22 protein-coding genes and 1 riboswitch are annotated in these 23,137 nt (G+C 67.0%); of the genes, 9 read left to right on the top strand and 13 right to left on the bottom strand.

Going from position 1 to position 23,137, the window contains the following annotated elements:
- Nucleotides 1-2: 2 nt before the first annotated feature.
- A complete protein-coding gene (gluQRS, locus tag JVX90_RS17075) occupies nt 3-947 on the bottom strand; it encodes a tRNA glutamyl-Q(34) synthetase GluQRS (protein WP_205329870.1) in 945 nt (314 codons plus the stop codon).
- Nucleotides 948-977: 30 nt separating this feature from the next.
- Here gluQRS and JVX90_RS17070 point away from each other — a divergent pair, with 30 nt between their 5' ends.
- Nucleotides 978-1,457 carry a DUF456 domain-containing protein gene (locus tag JVX90_RS17070; protein ID WP_240193937.1) on the top strand — a complete coding sequence of 160 codons (480 nt, stop codon included), beginning with the start codon at nt 978-980 and terminating at the stop codon, nt 1,455-1,457.
- Here the strand turns inward: JVX90_RS17070 and JVX90_RS17065 are convergent.
- From JVX90_RS17065 to JVX90_RS17055, 3 genes are all read right to left on the bottom strand, one after another.
- Nucleotides 1,443-3,419: an alkaline phosphatase family protein gene (locus JVX90_RS17065; RefSeq protein ID WP_205329869.1), complete on the bottom strand. Its 1,977-nt coding sequence runs from the start codon at nt 3,417-3,419 to the stop codon at nt 1,443-1,445. The two genes, JVX90_RS17070 and JVX90_RS17065, sit on opposite strands and share 15 nt — an antisense overlap.
- Nucleotides 3,420-3,485: 66 nt before the next feature.
- Entirely contained in the window at nt 3,486-5,438 is a 1,953-nt protein-coding gene (locus JVX90_RS17060; RefSeq protein ID WP_205329868.1) for an alkaline phosphatase family protein, read from the bottom strand.
- Between the two features lie 47 nt (nt 5,439-5,485).
- Nucleotides 5,486-6,559, bottom strand: coding sequence for a Glu/Leu/Phe/Val dehydrogenase (locus JVX90_RS17055; protein WP_205329867.1), 1,074 nt, complete (start codon nt 6,557-6,559; stop codon nt 5,486-5,488).
- Nucleotides 6,560-6,747: 188 nt separating this feature from the next.
- Here JVX90_RS17055 and JVX90_RS17050 point away from each other — a divergent pair, with 188 nt between their 5' ends.
- Genes JVX90_RS17050 through JVX90_RS17040 form a run of 3 tightly spaced genes read left to right on the top strand, consistent with a single transcriptional unit; the run spans nt 6,748 to nt 9,411 of the window.
- Entirely contained in the window at nt 6,748-7,257 is a 510-nt protein-coding gene (locus JVX90_RS17050) for an Lrp/AsnC family transcriptional regulator (protein ID WP_008377792.1), read from the top strand.
- Between the two features lie 47 nt (nt 7,258-7,304).
- Nucleotides 7,305-8,357, top strand: coding sequence for an ATP-dependent DNA ligase (locus JVX90_RS17045; RefSeq protein ID WP_205332471.1), 1,053 nt, complete (start codon nt 7,305-7,307; stop codon nt 8,355-8,357).
- A complete protein-coding gene (locus tag JVX90_RS17040) occupies nt 8,350-9,411 on the top strand; it encodes a DNA primase small subunit domain-containing protein (RefSeq protein ID WP_205329866.1) in 1,062 nt (353 codons plus the stop codon). The genes JVX90_RS17045 and JVX90_RS17040 overlap by 8 nt, the downstream gene beginning before the upstream one ends.
- Nucleotides 9,412-10,247: 836 nt before the next feature.
- Here the strand turns inward: JVX90_RS17040 and JVX90_RS17035 are convergent.
- From JVX90_RS17035 to JVX90_RS17025, 3 genes are all read right to left on the bottom strand, one after another.
- Complete coding sequence (locus JVX90_RS17035) at nt 10,248-10,757, bottom strand: hypothetical protein (protein ID WP_205329865.1); 510 nt, start codon at nt 10,755-10,757, stop codon at nt 10,248-10,250.
- A 111-nt stretch (nt 10,758-10,868) separates the two neighbouring features.
- A complete protein-coding gene (locus JVX90_RS17030) occupies nt 10,869-11,687 on the bottom strand; it encodes a helix-turn-helix domain-containing protein (RefSeq protein WP_205329864.1) in 819 nt (272 codons plus the stop codon).
- Nucleotides 11,660-12,052, bottom strand: a complete 393-nt coding sequence (locus JVX90_RS17025; protein ID WP_205329863.1) for a VOC family protein — start codon at nt 12,050-12,052, stop codon at nt 11,660-11,662. The genes JVX90_RS17030 and JVX90_RS17025 overlap by 28 nt, the downstream gene beginning before the upstream one ends.
- Nucleotides 12,053-12,159: 107 nt before the next feature.
- Here JVX90_RS17025 and JVX90_RS17020 point away from each other — a divergent pair, with 107 nt between their 5' ends.
- On the top strand, nt 12,160-13,236 hold the full coding sequence (locus JVX90_RS17020; RefSeq protein ID WP_205329862.1) for an HtaA domain-containing protein: 1,077 nt from the start codon (nt 12,160-12,162) through the stop codon (nt 13,234-13,236).
- Here JVX90_RS17020 and JVX90_RS17015 read toward each other — a convergent pair whose 3' ends face one another.
- The 3 genes from JVX90_RS17015 to JVX90_RS17005 are packed head-to-tail and all read right to left on the bottom strand — an operon-like array spanning nt 13,237 to nt 18,096.
- The gene (locus tag JVX90_RS17015) at nt 13,237-15,669 is read right to left on the bottom strand and encodes a serine/threonine-protein kinase (protein WP_205329861.1); all 2,433 of its coding nucleotides are present in this window, start codon (nt 15,667-15,669) and stop codon (nt 13,237-13,239) included.
- Between the two features lie 4 nt (nt 15,670-15,673).
- Nucleotides 15,674-16,648, bottom strand: a complete 975-nt coding sequence (locus JVX90_RS17010; protein WP_205329860.1) for a glutamate ABC transporter substrate-binding protein — start codon at nt 16,646-16,648, stop codon at nt 15,674-15,676.
- The gene (locus JVX90_RS17005) at nt 16,645-18,096 is read right to left on the bottom strand and encodes a hypothetical protein (protein ID WP_205329859.1); all 1,452 of its coding nucleotides are present in this window, start codon (nt 18,094-18,096) and stop codon (nt 16,645-16,647) included. Before JVX90_RS17005 ends, JVX90_RS17010 begins: the two co-directional genes overlap by 4 nt.
- A 119-nt stretch (nt 18,097-18,215) precedes the next feature.
- Between JVX90_RS17005 and JVX90_RS17000 the strand changes: the two genes are divergently transcribed.
- Nucleotides 18,216-18,689: an NUDIX hydrolase gene (locus tag JVX90_RS17000; protein ID WP_205329858.1), complete on the top strand. Its 474-nt coding sequence runs from the start codon at nt 18,216-18,218 to the stop codon at nt 18,687-18,689.
- 67 nt (nt 18,690-18,756) lie between these two features.
- Here JVX90_RS17000 and JVX90_RS16995 read toward each other — a convergent pair whose 3' ends face one another.
- Together JVX90_RS16995 and thiE are read right to left on the bottom strand one after the other, a co-directional pair.
- Nucleotides 18,757-19,218, bottom strand: coding sequence for a hypothetical protein (locus JVX90_RS16995; protein WP_205329857.1), 462 nt, complete (start codon nt 19,216-19,218; stop codon nt 18,757-18,759).
- Between the two features lie 121 nt (nt 19,219-19,339).
- Nucleotides 19,340-19,996 carry a thiamine phosphate synthase gene (gene thiE / locus JVX90_RS16990; RefSeq protein WP_205329856.1) on the bottom strand — a complete coding sequence of 219 codons (657 nt, stop codon included), beginning with the start codon at nt 19,994-19,996 and terminating at the stop codon, nt 19,340-19,342.
- Nucleotides 19,997-20,024: 28 nt separating this feature from the next.
- A riboswitch (TPP riboswitch) is annotated at nt 20,025-20,136 on the top strand.
- On the opposite strand from thiE, the gene JVX90_RS16985 reads away from it, so the two are divergent.
- From JVX90_RS16985 to JVX90_RS16975, 3 genes are all read left to right on the top strand, one after another.
- The gene (locus JVX90_RS16985; RefSeq protein ID WP_205329855.1) at nt 20,105-21,142 is read left to right on the top strand and encodes an FAD-dependent oxidoreductase; all 1,038 of its coding nucleotides are present in this window, start codon (nt 20,105-20,107) and stop codon (nt 21,140-21,142) included. (Overlaps the previous riboswitch by 32 nt.)
- A 22-nt stretch (nt 21,143-21,164) precedes the next feature.
- On the top strand, nt 21,165-21,362 hold the full coding sequence (thiS, locus tag JVX90_RS16980; RefSeq protein ID WP_205329854.1) for a sulfur carrier protein ThiS: 198 nt from the start codon (nt 21,165-21,167) through the stop codon (nt 21,360-21,362).
- Nucleotides 21,355-22,113, top strand: coding sequence for a thiazole synthase (locus tag JVX90_RS16975; protein ID WP_205329853.1), 759 nt, complete (start codon nt 21,355-21,357; stop codon nt 22,111-22,113). The genes thiS and JVX90_RS16975 overlap by 8 nt, the downstream gene beginning before the upstream one ends.
- Before the next feature lies 1 nt (nt 22,114).
- Here JVX90_RS16975 and JVX90_RS16970 read toward each other — a convergent pair whose 3' ends face one another.
- Complete coding sequence (locus tag JVX90_RS16970; protein ID WP_205329852.1) at nt 22,115-23,065, bottom strand: EamA/RhaT family transporter; 951 nt, start codon at nt 23,063-23,065, stop codon at nt 22,115-22,117.
- Nucleotides 23,066-23,137 lie beyond the last annotated feature (72 nt).

The following is a 23,137-nucleotide window of genomic DNA, read 5'->3' as shown; positions in this document are numbered from 1 at the left end:
GCTCAGGCGGGGGCACCGCCATGCCCGGACCCTGTGCGTGGCTCGAACACCCACGGTTCGCGAGGAAGTCGGGCCGGGTCGAAGCGTGATGCGAGGACGTCGATGGTGACCGCCTCACCCTCGCCGGCCATGCCCAGCGACGCCGCGATCATGGACAGGACCCCGGCCGAGTCGACTCCCTGCTCGGCGAGGTCGGACAGAGTGACGGCGCCGTCCCGTTTGGCCAGACGCGCTCCGTTCCTGTTCAGGACCATCGGGACGTGCACGTACTCCGGCGGCGTCGCACTGAGTAGCGTCGCGAGATAGGCCTGCCGGGGTGCCGAGCTCAGCAAGTCGTCGCCCCTGACCACCTGGTCGACGCCGGTCGCGGTGTCGTCGACGACCACGGCCAGGTTGTACGCGGGCGTCCCGTCGTTGCGACGCAGGACGAAGTCGTCGACGTCGCCGGTGAACGGACCGTGCAGCGCATCGTGGACGGTGAACTCCGTGACATCGGCACGCAACCGGATCGCCGCCGGGCGGGTGCGGCGCCGCTCATCACGCTCGGCATCGGTCAGGTCGCGGCAGGTGCCGGGGTAGGCGCCCTGCGGGGCGTGCGGCGCGGACGGTGCGTCGAGGATCTCCCGGCGCGTGCAGAAGCACTCGAAAGTGCGACCTTCCGCGGTCAATCCGTCGACCACCGCGGTGTACACATCGCGGCGCTCGGACTGACGGATCACCGGCTCGGCCCACCGGATGCCGAGCGCTGCGAGGTCGGCGAGCTGACGCTCCTCGGCGCCCTCGCGCACGCGGTCGAGGTCTTCCACACGCATGAGGAACCGTCGGCCCGACGTGCGGGCGAACAGATCGGCGAGGACCGCGGTCCGCAGATTTCCGATGTGCAGATCGCCGGACGGCGACGGAGCGAAGCGCCCGGCGGGCGTGACGTCGAGAACCACGGTCCCCACCGTATGCCACGGCCTGCTTACATGGTCGATGTGAACACCTGGGCATATGCCGGAGTCAGCGTCCTCATGGCGGTGGGGCTCGTCGGCATCGTCGTGCCACTGCTACCGGGAACAGTGCTGGTCGCGGCCGGAATCCTGATCTGGGCGATCCTCTCCGGCGGCACCGCATGGTGGGTGTTCGCCGCGGCCGTGGCGTGCATGGCGATCGCCTGGATCGTCAAGTACGTGATCGGCGGGCGATCGCTCGCGAAGTCGGACGTCGGACGCTGGTCACTCGTCGTCGGCGGACTGCTCGGCATCATCGGGTTCTTCGTGGTGCCCGTCATCGGGCTGCCGCTCGGTTTCATCGTGGGCACTGTCGTAGCCGAAGCCGTCCGACTGAAAGACCTGAAGGCGGGCTGGACCGGCGGCATCACCGCCACTAAGACAGTCGGCCTTCTGATCGTCATCGAACTCGCCGGGGCGCTCGCCGCTGTCGCCGCCTGGCTCGGCTATCTAGTCGCGACCTAGATCACGGTGAAGCGGCGAGGTGCGCGTCCGACGGCCGTTCTCGAGACGGCCGGTGAAGTACTGCCGCCCGGAGGTGTCGGCGACGCTCACCTCATACCAACTGTTCCGGACCGCGGTCGACGTCACATCGCGTCCGTTCACAGTGATCCGTCCGGCGGCGTGATTGAGCGTCACTCGGGCCGTCGACCCGCCGGGACGGAAGTGCAGATCACGCAGGAACCGGTCGGGTCCCGTCACAACGACGTGATCGGTTCCCGACGGCAGCGTCACGCGTCGCCGGTCGGTGACCGTGTGGTGTTCGGCCCTGCCGTTGTGGAAGACGCCGAACACCGCGGCGCGTGAACCTTCGTTGGTCAGAGTGAGGACGCCCTCCGTCACGTTCGCGGAGAGGCGATATGGCGTGGGCAGCGCGACCGCGTCGCCTGACTCCTGGACGGGGACGTCGCCGCCGGGCTCGGCGTTCCACCGTTCGACGAACGCCGGAACCCTTCCGGGCTTCGACGGCGCGCGGTAGCCGTCCGACCGGCTGAAATCGAATGTGGAGACCAGGTCGCCGCACACTTTGCGCCGCCAGCGGGAGATGTTCGGGCACCGAACGCCGGTCACGCGCTCCATGAACCGTACGACCGAGGTGTGGTCGAACACCTCCGAGGAGACTCGCCCACCGACTGTCCACGGCGACACGATCGTCATCGGAACGCGGAACCCCAGTCCCATCGGCTTGCCGGCCCACCACTCGTCGGGTTCGCCTTCCGGCGGCAACGGCGGCACCACGTGGTCGAAGTACCCGTCGAACTCGTCGAAGTTCAGGAGCACTGCGGTCTTGTTCCAGACCGCGGGATTCGAGGCCAATGCGTCGAGCAACTGGTAGGTGATGGTCGACGACTGGATCGGCGACGACGATCCGGGGTGTTCGGAATCGGCCGCCGATGTCACGATCCACGAGATCGTCGGGAGCGAGTTCTTCTCGACGTCCTCTCGGAAACGGCTCACGAGACTGCCGGGCTCGCCGCGATACAGGGCTCGGTTGTAGAGGTCGGCGTACTTTCCGCCGAGACGGGCGGCCGAATCGTGCACCGATTGTGCGGCACGACGCTGGGCGTCGGTCGTCCGGTAGACACCGTCCGAACCGGCCGACGATTTCTCGAGCAGATCGGCATAGAACCCGGTGAGATCGTCGATGCCGAGACCCGCGTTCGCGATCGATGCACGCCCAATCGTGCGCAGACTCGCGAAGAAGTCGAGGTTGTTGTCGGTGAAGTTGTCCCACTCCTGGTACACCCGCCAGTCCACACCGGCGTCGTGCAGGCTCTCGGCGTACGACTTCCAGAAGTACCCGGGGTGTGCGCTGTCGTAGGCGTCGTTCCCGACTGCGCGAGGACCGTAGGGTTCGAATCCGGTGGTGCCGGAGAACAGGAAGTTGCGGTTGGGGCTGGTCGATGTGGGGCACGACGCGAAGTAGGCGTCGCACACGGTGAACGTCTCAGCGAGCGCGTAGTGGAAACCGATGTCCCTCCGGTCGTAGGCGGCCATCGTCGCCTTGCCCTTCGCCCCGACCCAGCCGTCGCAGCGTCCTCCATTGAGGGCCTGGTGGCCGTCGGGCCAGCTGTGGGGGAGTGAGGCGAGGTACTCGACGGACAGATCGCCACGGTTCGCTGCCGACCTTGCGAGGAACGGGTGGACGCCGTCTTGATCGAAGACGCCGGGCAGGGCCGAATTGTCAGCGAACCCTCGAACTCCGCGCAGGGCGCCGAAGTAGTGGTCGAAAGACCGGTTCTCCTGCATGAGGACCACCACGTGCTCCACATCGCGAAGACCGCCGGCGGGGCGCCCTTTGGCGACCGCGTTGATCAGCGACTGCGGGAGGAGGGTCGCCGCGGCCGCCGCGCCGACGGCGCCTGCGGTCAGTCCGAGAAAATGCCTGCGGGAGTGTTCGGAAACCGTTTCGGGGGATGTCGCCACGATCTCCAGACGCTAGGAGCGCGGGGTGTCGAGGCGGTGTCGACGTGGTGGCGGGTGAGCGGCGAGTCAGCGGCGCAACGGCGACGTAGTCGTCACCCGGCCGCTTTCGAGGCGCCCGGTGAAGTACTGCCGTCCGTGCGTGTGGGCGACGGTCACCTCGTACCAACTCTCCCGCGTCGAGACCGTGCGGCCGTCCACACGGACACTGCCTGCGTCGTGATCGAGTTCAACTAGCGCACTGGACCCGCCCGGAGTGAAGTGGAGGTCGCGCAGGAAACGGTCGGGGCCGGTTATCACCACGTGGTTCGTGGTGCGGGGCAGACGGATTCGCCGGGTGCCGCGTACGGTCGCGTGCGTGACGTCACCGTCGTGGAACACGGCGAACACAGCGGCACGGTCGCCGTCGTTGATCAGTTCGACGGCGCCGTTCACCACGTTCGCCGAGAGGCGGTACGGCGTGGGCAGTGCAGTGGCGACACCCGCCTCCTGCTCGGGGAATCCGCCGGCGGGTTTCGCCGTCCACCGTTTGTGGAACGCAGGCGGCGGACCGGGAGCCTCGGGAACCTGGAGGCCGCCGGAGCGACCGAAGTCGAGTGTTGAGACCAGATCGCCGCTCACCTTCCGCCGCCACGCCGAGATGTTCGGACACCGCACTCCGGTCACCCGCTCGAGGAAGCGGACGACCGACGTGTGATCGAACACCTCGGACGAGACCCGGCCGCCCACCGTCCACGGCGACACGATCGTCATCGGCACCCGGAACCCGAAGCCCATCGGATCGCCTTCCCACCACTCGTCCGGTTCGCCCTTCGGGGGCATCGGCGGCACTACGTGGTCGAAGTAACCGTCGAACTCGTCGTAGTTCAGAATCACTGCCGTCTTGCGCCACACCTCGGGAGTGGAAGCCAACGCGTCGAGCAGGCGGTACACCACGTTGGCTGACTGAATCGGCGACGAACTCTTCGGATGCTCGGAATCGGCCTCGGGCGCCACGATCCAGGAGACGGCGGGCAGCCGGTTGTTCTCGACGTCACTCCGGAAGCGTGAGATCAGGGTCCCCGGCTCGCTGCGAAACAACGCGCGGTTGTAGAGCTCGGCCTGGCGTCGACCGAGGGATCGTGCGGCGCGATGCACCGCTCTGACACGCGCACGCTGGTCCGCAGACGGCAGGACGTCGCCGTGCGGCCCCTTCCGGCCGTTCGCGATCAGCAGCGAGTAGAAGCCGGTGAGATCGATCCCGAGTTGACCGGCGCGCAGCACTGCATCGCGCCCGATCGCGCGGAACGTCGTGAAGAAGTCGAGATTGTTGTCGGTGAAGTTGTCCCACTCCTGGTAGACGCGCCAGTCGACGCCTGCGCGCTGCAGCATTTCGGCGTACGTGTCCCACGCGAGTCCGGGGTGGACCGGGGCGTACATCTCGTTGCCGACCGACCGGGCGCCCCACGGCTCGTACCCGGACTTCCCGGAGAACAAGTAGTTGCGGTTGGTGCCGGTCCCGGTCGGCGACGACGCGAAGTACCCGTCACAGATGGTGAACGTCTCGGCGAGGGCGTGGTGAAACGGGATGTCCTGCCGGTTGTAACACGCCATGGTGGCGGTGCCCTTCGCCGCGATCCACCCGTCACAGTGCCCGTGGCGGAGGGCCCGTTGCCCGTCGGCCCACTCGTGCGGCAGTGACGCCAGATACTCGACGGACAGGGACCCGCGGTTGGCGGCGTCCCGCGCCAGGAACGGGCGGATTCCGTCCTGCGTGAAGACTCCGGGCTTGGCCGAGTTGTCGGCGAAGCCGCGGACTCCCTTCATGGTGCCGAAGTAATGGTCGAAGGACCGGTTCTCCTGCATCAGGATCACCACGTGCTCGACGTCGTCGATCGACCCTGCGGGGCGCGCCTGTGCCACCGCCGACAGCAGCGATGGCGGGAGCAGCGATGCCGCTCCCGCCATGCCGACCGCACCCGCCGTCAGCCCGAGGAAGTGTCTCCGCGAGTGCTCCGAGACGTGCTTCGGTGAGGTGGCCATGCATCGAGACTCTAGTGGATCGATTGATCCAGCGAGGGGTGCTTCGGTCAGGCCGACGCCAATCGCTCGGCGACAACGAGGCGGGCGGCGTCACCGGCGGTGATGCCCTTGGCGGCCGCGGTGCTGAGAACGTGTGCGGTACGGTCTCGGAGCGCTTCGACCTTGTCGCGCATCTGCTGGTGCGTCCAGTCGCGCTGCTCGCTGAACGCCTGGATCACTCCGCCCGCATTTGCGATGTAGTCCGGCGCCCACACGATGCCGCGGCCGCCGAGGATCTGCTCCACCTCCGGCGTCGACAACTGGTTGTTCGCGGCGCCGCAGACGACCGCGGCAGAGGTCTCCCGGGCCAGCTCGGCGGTGACGGTGCCGCCCATCGCGCAGGGCGCGTACACGTCGAGCGCCGCCGAGCGCACGTCCTCGACGATCCGTGCCTGCGGGAACCTCGCGCTGAACGCCTCGCGTGCCGCGGCGTTCCGCTCGGCCGCCAACACGGTCGCGCCCGCGGCGATCAGCAGGTCGACGAGTTGGGTGCCGACCTTGCCGACACCCTCCACGCCGATCACCCGGCCGGTCAGGTCGGAGCTGCCCCACGCCTGTTCTGCCGAGGCGAGCAGTGCGCTGAACACGCCGAGCGCCGTCATCGGGGCGGTGTCGCCGGAACCGCCGTTGGTCTGGGTCTTCGACGCGACGAAGCGCGTGCCCTCGCCGATCACGTCCATGTCGTCCGAGGTGGTGCCCACGTCGCCCGCGGTGATGTAACGCCCGCCGAGAGTGTCGACGAAGCGCCCGTATGCGCGCAGCAGTTCGGGGGTCTTGTCGACCGCCGGGTCGCCGATGATGACCGCCTTGCCGCCGCCGAGGTCCAGGCCGGCGGCCGCGGACTTGAACGTCATCCCACGGGAGAGGCGCAAGACGTCGCCGAGGGCGTCGGCCTCTGCCGCATACGGGTAGAAGCGTGTTCCGCCGAGTGCCGGTCCGAGCGTGGTCGAGTGGATCGCGATGATCGCGCGCAGGCCGCTCGCCGCGTCCCGGCAGAACACGATCTGCTCGTGCGGGGGATCGATCGTCATGTCGGGATGCGAGAACACGCTGAGGTCGGAGCGGTGATCGGCGAGGGTCATGGAGGTCCTTCCGGGATGTGGCCGGGTGGTGCGGCGTGGTGGATGTGCCGGTGCCGCAGTGTGATGCAGGTCATTGTGGGTCTGCTCGACCATCGTCGGACGTACGATGCCATCAGTTCTACTGAATCGACGATTACTGATCGGATTGATCAGTTGATGCGACTGGCGGCGATAGTTAGGTGGCAGAAATGCTCAGCATCGATCAACTCGACGTTGAACTGCTGAGGCTGTTGGAGAAGGACGCTCGGTCCGGTGTCGTCGAACTGGCAGCCAAAGCCGGGGTCTCGCGCAACACCGTGCAATCGCGGTTGCGGCGGATGGAGGACGGTGGGCTCATCACCGGTTACCGGCCCGAGATCGACCTGACTAGAGCGGGCCTCGTGGTCCACGCCTTCGTGGCACTGGAGACGCATCAGGGAAGCCTGTCGGCGATCGTCGACGAAGTGAGTCGGATTCCCCAGGTGATCGAAGTGCACACCGTCACCGGACGGGAAGACCTCCTGGTCCGGGTCGCGTCCGCCACCCAGCCCGATCTGCTCGATCTCATCTCGACGATCGTCGCGTTTCCCGGCGTCGTCCACTCGAGCACCTGGCTCACGCTCACCACTCCGCTGCCGCACCGGTCGGTCCCACCCCTCGCCGAACTGGCGAAAGACTCCGGCTGGGGACGTTCCACCGCGCCGCCGAATCGATCCTGACCGGCGAATCCGTTGCCGCTGTCGTAGGTGTCGTGGACGATGAACGGGTGGACCTTCCGATCAGCCCGCCCGTAGCGCCGATGCTCGCGAAAGCCGTTGCCGCTGTTCCCGATCAGCCTGCCGACGGCCCCGCGTGGTCGTATGAGCCGAAGTGGGACGGATTCCGGGCGCTGGTGTTCCGCGACGGCGAAGAGGTCGTGATGGCGTCTCGCGGCGGCAAAGACCTCGCGCGCTACTTCCCTGAACTCGTCGATGCAGCGAGAGCGGAGCTCCCCGAACGGTGTGTCGTCGACGGTGAGGTCGGTGTGGTGAAGGACATCAACGGTGTCCGGCGCCTCGACTGGGACTCTCTGAGTCAGCGGATCCATCCGGCCGCCTCACGCGTGGCCAAGCTGTCGGAGGAGACGCCCGCGATCTTCATCGGCTTCGACGCACTCGCCCTCGGCGACACCGACCTGACCGGCGAACCGTTCGAGGCGCGCCGTGCCGCGCTGCTCGAGGCGATCAGCGGAGACGGTCGGATGCAGGTCAGTCGTGTGACGCAGGACGCCGACGTGGCCCGCGACTGGTTCACCGCGTTCGAAGGCGCCGGGCTCGACGGCGTTGTCGCCAAACCGCTTGCGGGCGTGTACGTCCCGGGCAAGCGCGAGATGCTCAAGATCAAACACAAGCGGACGGCCGACTGCGTCGTCCTCGGCTATCGCGTGCACAAGAGCGGCACCGGCCTCGGCTCGATGCTTCTCGGCCTCTACGGCGAGGACGGTGAACTGCGCATGGTCGGCGGGTCGAGTGCCTTCTCCGACGTCAAACGTCAGGAACTGCAGCAGATGTTCGAGCCCATGCGGCTCGACCCCGACAACGTCGCTCAGGGTGAGCTGTCTCGCTGGCGTTCCGCTGGAAGTGGCGAGTGGATTCCGATCCGGCAGGAACTCGTCGTCGAAGTGGCGTACGACCAGATGGAGAACGGGCGCTTCCGCCACACCGTGAAGTTCCTGCGTTGGCGTCCCGACCGGAACCCGGACAGCTGCGGATACGACCAGCTTGACGTTCCACTGACCTACGACATCCACGACGTTCTGGAGGGTTCGAACGATGCCTAAGCCTAAGCCGGTGATGCTCGACGTCGACGGCGTCGAGGTCAAGCTCAGCAACCCCGACAAGATCTACTTCCCGGAACTGGGCGAGGACGGCGGACGCAAGGGCGACCTCGTCGACTACTACCGGACGATGGCGACCGCCGGTCCGCTGCTTGCAGCGCTGCGGGGTCGGCCGACGTTCCTGCAGCGCTTCCCCGACGGAGTCGAGGGCGACGAGATCTATCAGAAGCACCTCACGAAGTACCACCCCGATCACGTGGAGTCGACGCGGATCGTGTTCCCGTCCAAGCGGACCGGCCAGGCGTTCTGCCCGCGGACATCCGCCGACGTCGTGTGGGCCGCGAATCTCGGGACCGTCACCTTCCACACGTGGCCGACCGTCGACCCCGACAACGACCACCCCGATCAACTCCGCATCGACCTCGACCCGCCCGCGGGCCGCGACTTCGCCGCCGTGCGCAACGTGGCGCAGGATCTGCTGCGACCACTCCTGGACGAACTGGGATTCACCGGCTTCGTCAAGACCTCGGGCAGCCGCGGAATCCATGTCTTCGTGCCGATCCGCGCCGAGTGGGACTTCATCGCCACCCGCCGCGCAGTGATCGCTCTGGGGCGTGAACTCGAGCGCCGTGCCCCCGACGCCGTCACCACATCGTGGTGGAAGGAGGAGCGCGGGGATCGGATCTTCATCGATTACAACCAGAACGCCCGCGACCGATCGATGGCCGCACCGTACTCCGCCCGGAAATCGGCCCGAGCCCGCGTCTCCACGCCGCTGACCTGGGACGAACTGGTCGACGTCGACCCCGACGATCTGACTATCGCTTCCGTGCCCGGTCTCGTCGCCGAGCGCGGTGATCCGTGGGCCGACATCGGCGACCACGCCGCGGGCCTCGAACCGCTCCTGGAGATGGTGCACCGAGACGACGCGGAGGGGCTCGGTGACCTGCCGTACCCGCCGTCGTACCCCAAGATGCCCGGCGAGCCGCCTCGCGTGCAGCCGAGCAAGAAGGTCGCCGAGAACTGGGACGCCGACGGCAACCGCGTCGAGAAGTAGCGCCCCGGGGCTTCAGTAGCAGGCAGCCAATCGACTCAGACTGCGATGTAGTTGCCGCGTGGCGGTCCGCTTGCAACGGGTGAATGGGCAGGGCGGTGCAGCGCTGTTCGACTGATCTGACTCGGACATTCGTCGCGATCAGCTGTTTGTGCAGGTGTCGTTGCGCGTTTAGTCGGTGTCATGTAGTCACGAATGATGGGAAATCGGAGGGGACCACGCGGCAGTGCGGCGGTGGCTACTGCCGTTGCGGCTTCGCTCGTTTTGACCGCGTGCGAGACGGTTGCAGGGTGGGTCTACGGGCCCAGTACGCTTGATCTTGACGATGATTCGGCGCGTGATCTTCTAAGCCGGAGGCATTTCTCCATACCGGCAGAGTTCACCTTTGTGACTGGGAAGAATTGGCCAGCTCAATCTGTCGGAAGCTCCGCTTTTGCTGTCAGGTTCAGTGGCCCCGAGAAGAGTTACATGACGCTCCGAAGTGTTTCGATTAGCCGCACGTTCGGCGATTTGCAGAATGCGCCTTGTGAATACGGACTGCGCCAGGGAGGTCGGCTGGGTGCGATGGACCTCAGTTGGCTGGGGCTGTCATGTCCACCGCGAACCACAGTTCGTATCGCTCGGGTGCAGGGCGTGGCCACATCGGCCTCCATGAATCAGGGTGAATCCATGCTGGTTCTAGCGCGAGGTAACCACGAGACTCGGCTCGTGGTTACCAACGCTGGGACTTAGTCCTCGATGCGGTGCTTGACCGACATGGTCCCACCTGTAGTGGGTCCCGCTTCTGTTTCATGGAGCCACTCGTTGATACCTGTGTGCCAAAGTCGCAGGTGTAGTGCTTACGTTCCAGGAGCGATGACCACGAGTTGGGTGTCGCTGTAGTTGCGCGACAGGATTAGGGCCGTGTCGCCCATGCCGACTGGGTCGCCTGCGTCTCTGCTAGGGACGCGAGCGACCCGGATCATCGCATCGGGCGGGCAGGCCAGCCCAAGCCAACCGAGGTCTAGCTCATCCCACGGTAGTGACGCATTTTCGCAGGCCACCTCTTGAAACTCGCCGAGATTCTCACGAATGGGAGCACTTCGTAGAATTTTGTATCTATCTGCGGGACCGCTGTAGCGGATGGCATACCCAGCGCTGCCGACGAAACTACGCGGCCATTTGCGCCCCTGAACGAAGACGAAATCTGGTGGCAAATGGTAGCTATCCAGTAGTTGTCCCGCCGATTCGGAGTCGAGGTCTTCTTGCGTCGGGGTGGGGTGGCATCCGGTCAAAATGGATGCTGCGGCGAACGCGGCACCGGCGACGAAGATCGCGCATCGAACGTGCAACGTCGTGATGGTCCTCATGAATCTTGACTACCGGACCTCGGTGAGCCGCGCAATCCAGTCTTTGGCGCGGGCGTCGGGCAGCGAACAGCACTGTTGGTTCGCACGCTGGTTACCGTCGCGTCCCGAGGTTCAGCAGTCGGCGAGACTGACGAACTCGGAGCGCCTCTCGGCCAGGTACCTGCGGGGCGGATGTCCAGTGAACTCGGTGAAGTCCCGGGACAGGTGCGATTGGTCGGCGTAGCCGAGATCGGCCGCCACCACTCCGGGCGTGACTCCCGATTCGAGGGCGCGCCGGGCGGCGTCGAACCGGACCAGCCGGGCCGCCTGCTTCGGTCCAAGGCCGAACTCGGCGGTGAAGACTCCGGTCAGGCGACGCGCCGACCATCCGGATTCGGCGACGAGCTCACCTACGGTCACTCGGCCGGTGTTCTGCAGGATCCGCCTCCACGTCCGCACCGCATCCGGATCTGCGCCGGGCGGCGTCGGCTCCAACCGACTCCCGATAGCGGCGGCCAAAGTCTGCGAGGCCACCCGACCGCGGTCGGCGGGGTCGGCCGACCCGACAGCGTCGTACAGGCGTGTCGCCAGTTGTGGGGCGAGGTCGGCCAGCTCGAACGACGATGAACCCAATGCCGAGGCGGGAACGCTGAACAGTCGTCGGACAGCGCCCGGGGACAGGCTCATCTGCACCCCGACCTGCGATCCGTCGTGATGAATAGTGAATGGCGCCGTGTGGAGTCCGCCGATGCAGCACCGGAACAGTGTGCGTCTGCTCAGACCCGGGCCGCTGAGGTCGAGCCCGTCTTGGAGGTCGACGATCAATGTCACGGTCGGCGACGGCAAGCCGAGGTGAGTTCCGGGTCGGGCGCCGGAGATGGTGTACGGCGAGACGCCGACACCGAACCGCTCCAGTTCGGCGGTCAGCCCGCGTACGTCCCGAAACTCCACGTGTTGCCCTCCGGATCGGCGATGGAGAATCCTCTCGACCCATAATCCTCTTCGGCCATGTCGCGCACCAGCCGTGCGCCGACCGCCTGTGCTTTGGCGTAGACGGCGTCCGGATCGGTCACGACGACGTAGACACTCGCGCTGCCCGCCGGTGTCGTGAAGGTGGTGTCGGTTTTGCAGGTCGAATGGATCATCACTCGGCCGCCGTCGGGCCACAGCATCTCCGAGTGGATCACCTCGCCGTCGCCGTCGCCCTCGACGAGGATGCCGGGGGCGAACCCGAGGCTTTCGAGCCAGTCGCGTTCGGCGAGCGCATCGTCGCAGGTGATGCCGGGCCAGATGTTGGTGTCTGTTCGTGTGTTCATAGGGACGATCCTGCCCCTGCGCAGCGGCGGATTCTTGTACGAATCGGCAGAACGACCGGGGACCTCCGGCCCAAGAGTCCCAACGCCGCCTAGGTTAGGCTCATCTCATGTCTCGATTGCGCAGTGTGCTGGTTCTGGTCGTCGTCGCGGTCTGCGCGCTCGCGGGCGTCGGTGTCGGGAACGTGGCGGCGGTCCCCACAGGACCCACGATCTCGGTGTTCCTCTCCGACGGGGTGACACCGGTGGGCGACACCGTGTTGCACCCGGGAGACGAGGTAGTCGTCAAGGGCGTCGGATTCGACCCGCGTGCCAACACCTCGGGTCTGCCCGTCCCGGTGCCACCTGGCGTGCCGCACGGAACCTTCGTCACCTTCGGCGGATTCGCTCCGGTGTGGCAGCCGTCGAAGGGCGCGCCCGCGTCATCGCGTGCGGAGGTGCGCTCCAAGACGAAGTGGGCTTTGTCGCGCAACGCTCTCGCGAAGGTTCCGAACGCGCCGTTCGACCTGCGCCGGACCGTCCGCCAGCAATGGGTCCCGCTCGACGCCGCAGGACGTTTCACCGCTCGACTGACCCTCGCGACTCCGGACAAGGTCCCGGCAGGAAAGCGGTGGGGCGTCTACACGTACGGCGCGGCCGATGCGGTGAACGCCTCGCAGGAACGGTTCGTCCCGATCAACTACTCCACCGACTCCGGACCCAACACGCCGAAGGCACCCGCGAAAGACCTGGTATGGGGGCTCTCTCCGGCCTTCGCGTCCTCGGTGGAACGCAGCGGCGGTTCGCTGTCGGGCAGCGACGGCTCCGGAGTCGACGACGCGGGGCGCATGTCGTTCGAGCTCACGGACAACTCGATCGCCAATGGTCGCGGCGAACTCCGATACCGCGGCACGGTCGTCGCGTTCACCAAGTTCCATCTCCTCGAAATCGCTCTCGCCGATCCGATCATCCGGGTGAACGGCACCCGCGCAGTCCTGTCGATGCGCACCTCGAGCACCGACATGAACGGCACCGACGCGCTCCGTCGCATCGATGTCGCGGATCTGCATCTCACGGCTGCGCAGGCGTCGCGAATCGTGCGTGGGCTGCCGGTCACGGGCGTACGGACGACGTTCCGCGCCGGACTGACGCCGACATCTCTCGCAGCGGCCTCTCTCTCCGGGGCGTTGCCTGTCGCGCTGTCCTGATCAGAACAGTGTTGCGGGGCGCACGAGGTTCGCCAGGTCGACCAGCAGGAAGCGATGTGCCCGGTTGTCTCGCGTGGCGCGCGCGAGTTCGCGCAGTGATCGTTCGGTGCCGGCACGCAGCCCCTGTTCGGTGAACGGGAATCCGAGGAACTCGCCGCACTGGCCGGGGTCGGGGTTGGCGTCGATCCAACCGAGTGCGCTCCCGAGGATGATCAGCTTCAGCCTGCGACGTCGCGGGTCGTCGTAGCCGATCGAACTGAAACGGTTCGCCGCCTCGAACAGCTCCTCCCTGGTCAGCTCCTCGCCGGGCCGCCCGTGGACGAGCGCCAGAATCGCGCTGATCTGCGCAGTTCCATAGTGGCGACTCGTCATCGGCACCTCGTCGAGGGGTTCGATGGCCGGGCCGATCTCACCTTCGGCCAACAACATCCGGGCGAACCCGAACGCTGCGGTCACGATGCCGTGGTCGGTGAGCCACAGGTCGTGGTAAGCCTGCCGCGCGATGTCGTACCAGCGTTCGACCTGGGCGGCCTGCTCGTTGGTGATGAAGTCGTCCGCCGACAGCCAGTACCCGATGAGCTCGGCCGTGCCCGCGACGGCGAGCTTGGGCGCCACCTCGCCGGGCATCGCTTCGAGTACCTCGTGGAATCGGTCGTAGGCGAGTTCCGGCTCGGCGTTCAGCAGTGCGCAGATGCCGAGGAACCAGTGCAACCGCCACGAGTCGCCATGATGATCGGCGACCCCGCGCAGCAGTTCCAGTGCGGTGTCGAGGTTGCCCAGCTCCAAGTGGGCCCGCGCCTCGGCGAGGTCGATCTCCAGCGAGGGATGGTCGGGGTCGAGCGGATTCTCCTCATCCGACACTCCGCGCATCAACGTCGCGAAACCGTCGGCACGAGCGGCGTTGATGGTGTCCAACGTCTGCCGCGGATACGAGAGCGCGGCCGAGGTGAGCACGTTGGCGGCCGGGTCGGTCGGGTCGACAAGCGGAACTGGGAGGGCTCGCGCGATGTCGGCCGGATCGTGAATCGCGGCGTCCTTCGGGTCGAAGAATCCGTCGACCGGGGCCAGCAGCAGTTCCGTCGCGAACGTTGATCGCTGGGGAGTGAAGACCGTGGACATCGACGGCCGCGGCACACCGGTGTGCAGGGCCACGGTCTCGCGCAGCACGTTGAGCACCTGCGTCGTCATCTCTTCTGCGGACTCGAAACGTTCCGCCGGATCGGTCGACGTCGCCCTGTGCAGCAGAAAGTAGAACGACGGGTTCTCGACGAACACGGGCGTGGTGTCCGGGTCTGGCAGGCCGTCGAGGTATCGGCCGTCCTCCATCGGCATGTCGACGGTGAGCGCGGCGAGCGTCCGGCCGATCGAATAGATGTCGGTGACCACCTGCGGGCCCGTCTCGACGATCTCCGGCGCCTGGAAGCCCGGCGTGCCGTAGAGGCGGCCGTATCCGTTGATCGCCGACACCGCGCCGAGATCGATGAGCTTCACCTCGTCGGAGGTGATCATGATGTTGTCAGGCTTCACGTCGTTGTAGACCAGCCCGACCGAATGCAGATACCCGACCGCCGAGAGCACCTCGAGGATGTACGCCATCGCCTGCTCGACGGGCATCACCTTCGACTTGCCCGAGTCCGACGTCGTCAGTTGTTTGAGCGTGTGACCGCCCACGTACTCCATGACGATGTAACCGAACAGTCGGCCGTCCTCATCGGCCCATTCGACGAAGTTGAAGATCTTCACGATGCCGGGATCGTTGACTGACGCGAGGAACTGGCGCTCGGCGATCGCGACAGCCTGAGCCTGCGAGTCCGACGAGTTCAGAAGGCCCTTGAGGACGACGGGGCGGTCGGACACGTTGTGATCCACCGCGAGATAGATCCACCCCATGCCGCCGTGCGCGATCGCGCCCGCGATCTCGTACTGGTCGGCCACCATGGTTCCGCGCGAGAGCCCCGGAACAAACGAGTACCGCGATCCGCAGTTGGGACAGGTGCCCTGGATCGGTCCCTTGCCCTCTCCCGATGAACGGCCGACCTTCCGGCCGCACTGCCAGCATGTGCGCTTCGACTCGACGATCTTCGGGTCGGCGAGAACGGCGTCGGCGGGATCGATGTCGGTGACGTCGGGGAGCTGCACGAGTTCGCTGCCGAGACGGCGGTCGTGCACATGCGGGCCCTTACGGGTCTTGCGGCGCGAGGCGGTGATGTCGTCGAACAGTCGCCGAACCTGCGTCGCCTGGGTCCCCTCGTGCGCGGGCATCGTGCCGACCGTCGGCGGGCCGACGAGTGACGCCGCCGTCTCGGTGGCCTGTGTCGCCGGGCCCTCATCGGTGGCGGCAGTGCTCACCTCAACCGCAGACGCGCGCGGCGGAGTGTCCGTCGGCATCGTCTGCGCCGGTTCGGTCGAGGGTTCGTCGGTGTGGTCGGCCATGATCTCAATCGCGGTAGGAATACGACGGCGGGCTGCCCGGTCCGAGGACCGACAGCCATTCGGAATAGGACCTCTGCCAACTGCCGTCGCCGCGGCGTGCGGCGAGAACCCCGTTGATGAAACGCACGAAGTCGGGGTGCCCCTTCGCTACGCCGACGCCGTAATCCTCGGTGCCGAGGCTGTCTCCGACCACCTGCACCCAGGGGTCCTGGGCGACGATGCCCGCGAGGATCGGAGTGTCGGATGTGATCGCGTCCACCTGTCCCTGCTGCATCATCACCAGACAGTCGGCCCAGCTGACCGTCGACACGAACCGAACGCTCGGCGTCATCTCCTTCACCCTGGTCGCCGACGTGGACGATCGGGTGGCGCACACCTTCTTGTTCTTCAGGTCGGCAACTGTCTCGATCCCGGAGTGCCGGTAGGCGAGGATGCGCTGCGCGGCGTTGAAGTACGGCGATGAGAAGTCGATCGACTCCAGACGTTTGCACGTGATGCTCATCGATTTGATGACGACGTCGACCGCTCCGGAGGTGAGCGCGTCGATCCGGTTGTCGGTCGAGACCATCCGGTAGTCGATGCGGTTGGGGTCGCCGAACAGTGCAGCGGCGATCCAGTGCGCGACGTCGACGTCGAAGCCCCTCACGTCGCCGGACAGGGGATCGCGGAAGCTCAGCGGATTCGATCCGAGGTCCGTGCCGACCACAAGACGGCCGCGTTTGACGATGGCCGCCATCGTCGATCCGGGCGGCATCTGGCCGGGTTCCGGCGTGCTGTCGGTCGGCCTGAGGCTCGACGTGTCGCATGTGGTGCTCTGGATCCGCGTGTCGACGGAGTCGTCGAAGGTGACGTCCGGAGGCAAGGGGATGAACGCTGTGGTCGTCGGCGGCGGGTTGCCCTCGTTGGTAGGCATAGCGCAGGCGGTGAGTGACGCCGCGACGACCACGGAGACCAACGTTGCGGTGAGACGACGGTTCATCGGTACTCCCGGATCCGCGGGAACAGTCCGCCGAACACGGCGAGCGCAGCGACCACGCACAGTACGGCGATGCCGCCGCCGGTGAACCCGAGAACTCGCTGAGCGGTGTTGATGTTGGTCCGGAACGTCGACCGGGCGTCGTTGATGGCGGCGACGAGCGCCGTGTTCGCCTCGGAGTACGCCGTCGCGGTGCTTATGGTGCCCTCGCCGACGGTGAGCGCACGTGCTCCGGTGAAGTCGCCGTTGGTCAACAGTCGTGCGACTTCGACGTGTGCGGACCGCCACCGGACGACGGCCGACTTCACGTCTTCGAGACGGTCGGTGACTCCGGGATCGTCGGCGAGATCGGGATCGGCGCGCAGTGCGTCGGCCTCGGTTCGGATCTTGTCCATGGCGTCCATGAACGTGCGGTCGAGTTCGCCGGGATCCGACCGACGCACCAGCGACAGGGTCTCCGCCGAACGCGCCTGCTGGGTCAGAATCCGCATGCTGGTGAGGGTGTGCAGCGGGTCGGCGCCCGACACCTTGGCGGTGTTGGCCGCGGCGACCGACATCAGACCGGATGCGAGCAGCCACACCGTGCCCAGGATCATCGCCGTGAGCGCGGCGATCAACCCGATGTTGAAATGACGCCGTGTCCGTCTCGCGAGGTAGCGGCCTGTGGCCAGCAGCATGCCGATGATCAGGAACAGTGCGACGTACACACCCCACGGGGGGACCGTCAGTGTGCGCTGCGGTTCGGAGATGGCGGCCGACCGTTGCTCGTAGAGCCGTTGTGCCGCCGGCAGGATCGTGTTCTGCATCAACGACGACGCGACCGTCAGATACGCCGAGCCGACCGGGTAGCCGAGCCGGTTGTTCGTGCGTGCGGTCTCGACGAGCCCCGTGTAGGCGGGGATCTTCACCGCCAACGTGTTCAGGTCGGCGCGGGCCGACTCCTCGTCCTCGGTGTGTGGGGCCGCGCCTTCGCGGTAGCCGTCGGTCGCGGCGATCAGCGCCGTGGACGCCGTCGCGATCGAGTTCATGAAGTTCGCCCGCAGCTCGGGCGTTTCGCGGCCGCCGGAGATGAACGCCGAATTGGCGGACGCGTCGGCCACCGACAGCGAGCTGTAGAGGACTTCGGCGGCCTCGGCCTGCGGTTCACTCCGATCGATCAACGACGACAGGGTGGAACTGCGAGAGGTCAATGCAGCCGACGAGTACCACCCGGTGAGACCGCAGGCGACGATCATCGCGAGCAGGATGATGACCAGCTTCCCAGGCGTAGTCGTCGCGTAGAAACGCAGCGTCACCAGCGGGGATGCCACGCGCTCCCGAGTCATGGCGGCGATCTCCCTGCGGTCTGCGATCACCTGCCGCAGAGTGGGTCCCGGAGTGACCCGGTCGGGGATCACAGTCCGACCGGCATGCGAGAGCGCGGAGCGCACACCCGAAACCTGGCCGGTCACTTGCGGTCCCTTTCCCTCGGTTCAACCCAGCCTAGTCCGCAGCCCTTCGTCCGCATGGGAGGACCCGGTAGCGTGATGGGCGAGTCGGGCGATCACCCGCGGACGGCGAAGGAGACATCGTGCAGGGAGACGGCGACGGCTGGGTCTTCGACGCTGACGGACAGCGCTACTGGGGACGTCACGGTGCTGCGGGACTCCTGCTCACCGCACCCCTCGACGGAGGCGGCGACGGTGTCGCCGTGCTGCTGCAGCACCGTGCGGTGTGGTCGCACCAAGGCGGCACCTGGGGCCTGCCCGGCGGTGCCCGCGACTCCCACGAGACCGTCGAGCAGGCCGCCGTTCGCGAGGCGCACGAAGAGGCGGGCATCGCCGCGTCCGACCTCGAGGTGACCGACTCGGTGGTCACCCACCGGGCGTCGAGCGGATGGACGTACACGACGGTCATCGCTCGGACCGCACATCAGATCACGACCGTCGCCAACGGCGAGTCGGCGGAACTGCGCTGGGTGCCCTCCGCGTCGGTCGCCGACCTCCCCCTGCACCCGGGGTTGGCCCTGGCCTGGCCCGCGCTCGTGGATCGTCTCCGGTTCTGACCGTCTCCGATTCAGACCCTGAACAGCCAGTTGACTCGCTTCGCTCGCTCAAGGAAGCAGATACGGCTCAGCCTTTCGCGAGCTGATTGGCCCCGGAGATGAGCGCATTGACTGCTGACTCGTCGCCAGTCCGCCCGCGGCCGTAACTCCAGCAGCGGTCGCCGTCACGGTCGCAGAGGAGATACGTGATGATCTCCGCGCCTTCGGTCTGCTGGTAGAACGACATGATCTCGACGCCCGCGCCGATGTCGTAGAGCATCGACGTCATCGCGCCGATCGTGCCCGCCGCGGTCGCCTCGAGACTGACCGTGCGTGCGGCGACCGTCATGTGGGCGGTGCAGCGAACCATGTCGGCGGCGCCGGGCTCGACCCGAAGGTCGTCGAGGGCGATCGCGCCGGTCGGGGCGTAAGTGTTGTTGAAGCTGGCAGTGGTCATCGTGGCCGCCTCCGGTGGGAACCAGGCGGGCAGTCGGCGGACGCCGTGCCCGTACGGGGTCAACGATGTCGGGTGGATCTGAATGGAACGCATATCGTCGGTTCATTTCGGTCGAAGATTTCGTGACCGACGAAAGTGGTGGAAGACGACGAACCCGCAGCGGGGGGTCGGTCGAATCAGACCCCGCTGCGGCGGGTTACCAGGAGCTTCCACGTCATAGTGTCGACGAGCCTAGCACCGCACCGCGGAGAGCGGTAGCGGCCCCGCGTGGATCCGCTTCGTCAGTGATCGCACGCACCACAACGATGCGTGACGCGCCGGCGGCCGCCACATCGTGGACCAGGTCCAGATCGATTCCGCCGATCGCGAACCACGGTTTGCCGCCGGACTCCGAATGAGCGGCCCGCACCAGGCCGAGGCCGGTCGCGGCGCGGCCGGGTTTGGTGGGCGTCGTCCAGCACGGGCCGGTGCAGAAGTAGTCGACATCTGGGTCGGCGGCTGCCGCGCGCATCTGGTCCTCGTCGTGCGTGGAACGGCCGATGACGACATCGGGTCCGACGATGGCACGCGCCGCGGCCGGCGGCAGGTCGTCCTGCCCGATGTGGAGGACGTCGGCCCGCGCGGCGTGTGCGATGTCGGCGCGGTCGTTGACGGCGAGCAGAGCGCCGCCCGCGTGCACCACGCCCCGCATCGCGGCGAGGATCTCGAGTTCTTCCTTCGCGTCGAGTTCCTTGTCTCGGAGTTGCACGATGTCGACACCTCCGGCGACGGCTTCGGCGATGAAGTCGAGGAGGTCGCCGCGCTCGCGGCGGGCATCGGTGCACAGGTAGAGGCGGGCGTCGGCGAGAGCGGTGCGCGGGTCGGCGGGCATGGTGTCAACGGTAGGCTGGGCGGCGGAAGTGTGAAGACACGGGAGTCCGGGGCGCCGGGCTGAGAGTGCGACGCGGGCCGTCGCTGACCGTCTGACCTGATCCGGGTAATGCCGGCGAAGGGATGCATCGTGGGACGTGACCTCTCTGTTGTCGGCGGCGGAGTGATCGGGCTGTCGTGTGCGTTGGCGGCAGCAGATCGCGGCTGGTCGGTGACAGTGTTCGACGCCGGGACACAGCGCCGTGCCGCGCACGTCGCGGGCGGAATGCTCGGCTGTTTCGGAGAGACCAGGCCAGGTGAAGACGCTCTGCTCGCGGTGGCCGCGGAGTCGGCATCCGCTTGGCCGGACTTCCTGACTCGTCTAGGTGACCCCGCCGTTCGGGTCGCCGACGACAGCCTGTTGGTCGCCGCGTCGAGCGCCGATCTCGCAGAGCTCGACGACCAGGTCGCGTTCGTGCGCGCCCAGCTGCCGGATGCGACGATCAACGCCGAATCTGCGGCGGGAATGCGTCGTGTCGAATTCGCGCTCACTCGAAACACCGCGGGCGGATACCTCGCGACCGGGGAGGGCGCTGTCGACAATCGACGTCTGCTCGACGCGCTCAGGTCCGCTGCCGGGGGAGCGGGAGTCCGGTTCGTTGCTGCTGAAATCACCGACGCCGCCGCGGTCCCGGGCGATCAGGTTCTCGTAGCCGCGGGGTTGGGAACTCCGCAGGTAGCGTCCGTGGGGGAACTACCGATGCGCGGCGAGAAAGGCGAGATTCTTCGCCTGCGTCGCACTCGGTGGGCGGTGCCGCCGCCCGCTCGAGTGATCCGAGCCCGCTGGCACGGCAGACCACTGTACGTCGTCCCGCGTGCCGACGGAGTAGTCGTCGGCGCAACCCAGTACGAGGCCGTCGGGCCGGACGATCGTGCTCCGCAAGCAGGGGGAGTCGCGGACCTGCTCGCCGACGCGGGCGAACTGATGCCGGGCCTGCGTACCTACGAACTGGTGGAGACCGCGGCCGGGATCCGCCCGTCGTCCGTGGACGGACTTCCTGTGATCCGTCGGATCGACGACCGCGTGATCGTTGCGACCGGCCACGGCCGCAACGGAATAGCCCTCGCGCCGTGGACGGCGAACCGTGTCGCCTGCCTGCTTGCTTGAACCCTCAACGAAGGAGAATCCCGTGGAACTCACAGTCAACGGCGACACCGTCGTCCTCGACGGACCTGTCGACGTACCTGCACTGCTCGCGCACCTCGATCTGCCGGACACCGGCGTCGCTGTCGCCGTCAACGGTGTGGTGCGGCCGAAGACGCGTTGGGACGAAGAGATCGGCGCCTACGCCGAGGTCGACGTTCTGACGGCGGTGCAGGGTGGCTGACGGATTTGTCGTGGCGGGCCGCGAGTTCTCGTCACGGCTGATCATGGGCACCGGCGGGGCGTCGAACCTCGCCGTCCTGGAACGTGCACTCGTAGCCTCCGGCACTGAACTCACGACAGTCGCGATGCGTCGGGTGGATCCGACGGCCGGGACCGGCGTCCTCGACCTCCTGCGGAGGCTCGACATCGCGGTGCTCCCGAACACCGCGGGATGTCACACGACTGCCGAGGCCGTGCTGACCGCGCAGCTGGGCCGCGAGGCCGTCGAGACCGATCTGGTGAAACTGGAAGTTGTCGCCGACGACCGGACTCTGTTGCCCGACTCGCTTGAACTCGTCGACGCTGCGACCGCGCTTGTCGCCGACGGCTTCGTGGTGATGGCCTACACCAACGACGACCCGGTGCTGGCGCTCCGTCTCGAAGATGCGGGCGTCGCTGCCGTGATGCCGCTCGGTGCGCCGATCGGGACCGGTCTCGGGATCGCGAATCCGCACAACATCGAGATGATCGTGTCCCGCGCGAGTGTGCCGGTTGTCCTGGACGCGGGAATCGGGACCGCCTCCGACGCCGCACTCGCGATGGAACTCGGATGCGACGCAGTGCTTCTCGCGAGTGCCGTCACCCGCGCGGAGAATCCGGAGTTGATGGCGGAGGCGATGGCGCACGCGGTCAAGGCGGGGCGGCTCGCATCATGTGCGGGGCGCATCCCGAAGCGCTTCTGGGCGCAGGCGTCGAGCCCCGATCGCGACTGAGTCAGGCTTCCGACTGCTCGCGGCCGCGGCGCCAGCCGCCCTTCTCGGGTGGGGCCTCGCCGAAGTGGTCAGGGTCGCCGGTGCCGTACCAGGCGACGAGAACCGCTCCCACGACTGCGCCGACGAAGCCGACAACGGCCAGCCATCCGAGGCCTTCTCGCGCGGCGTCTCCGAGGAATGCGACGCCGATGAGACTGGGGCCCGCAGTTTCGCCGACCACCAGCAACGCGGTGACGCCGTTGACCGCTCCCACCTGCAGGGCGACGGTCTGAACGAAGAAGCCGACGGCGCCTGCGACGGCGATCGACCAGGCGGCGGGGTCCGTCAGTATCGTGACCAGGTCGAACGGCTCGAGTCCGTCGAGGACGCGCACCGCGATCGCGATGATGCCGAACAGCAGACCCGATGCGGCGCCGCCGACGATGGCCGCGTACTTGCCGAGTTTGTACACACCGATCAGGGCGATCGCCGCGACGATGAAGGTCGCGATCAGCAGACCCCAGTGGAAGTCGCGGGACGCCGCGTCGTGCGCGTGCGGGGATGACGAGACGCCGAGCATGAACAGCGACAGGACCACAAGCCAGATCGCTACCCAGTCGCGGGTGTGCAGCGTGATGTTCAGCAGCAGGGTGCCGAGGAGCGCGGTGACGACGAGGTTCGCCGCCACGATCGACTGTGCCAGGAACAACGGAAGGAAACGCGCCGCGAGTGCGCCGCCGCCGAAGCCGACGATCACCATCAGCGTGCCGAGAATGAATGCGGGGTCGGCGATGGTCGACATCGTCGACGAGACAGACGGCGCGGCGCCGCCCTCTTCGAGCGGGTGAACGTCGTTCTTACCGTCTTCGCGCATTTCGAGCGCGACGCGACGTGCACCCAGTGCGCGCAGCACGGTCGACACGCCGTACGCGACTGCCGCCATGGCTGCCGCGATGATTCCGATTGCGAACAACGAAGAATTCCCCAATCCCACCGTGCGAGTGACGATCCCGCTGTTGATCGATTGCCCACATTACCCGGCCGT

Origin of the sequence: Gordonia sp. PDNC005 (assembly GCF_016919385.1) — a bacterium.
Classification (GTDB): domain Bacteria; phylum Actinomycetota; class Actinomycetes; order Mycobacteriales; family Mycobacteriaceae; genus Gordonia.
This window is presented reverse-complemented; position numbering and strand designations above follow the sequence as displayed.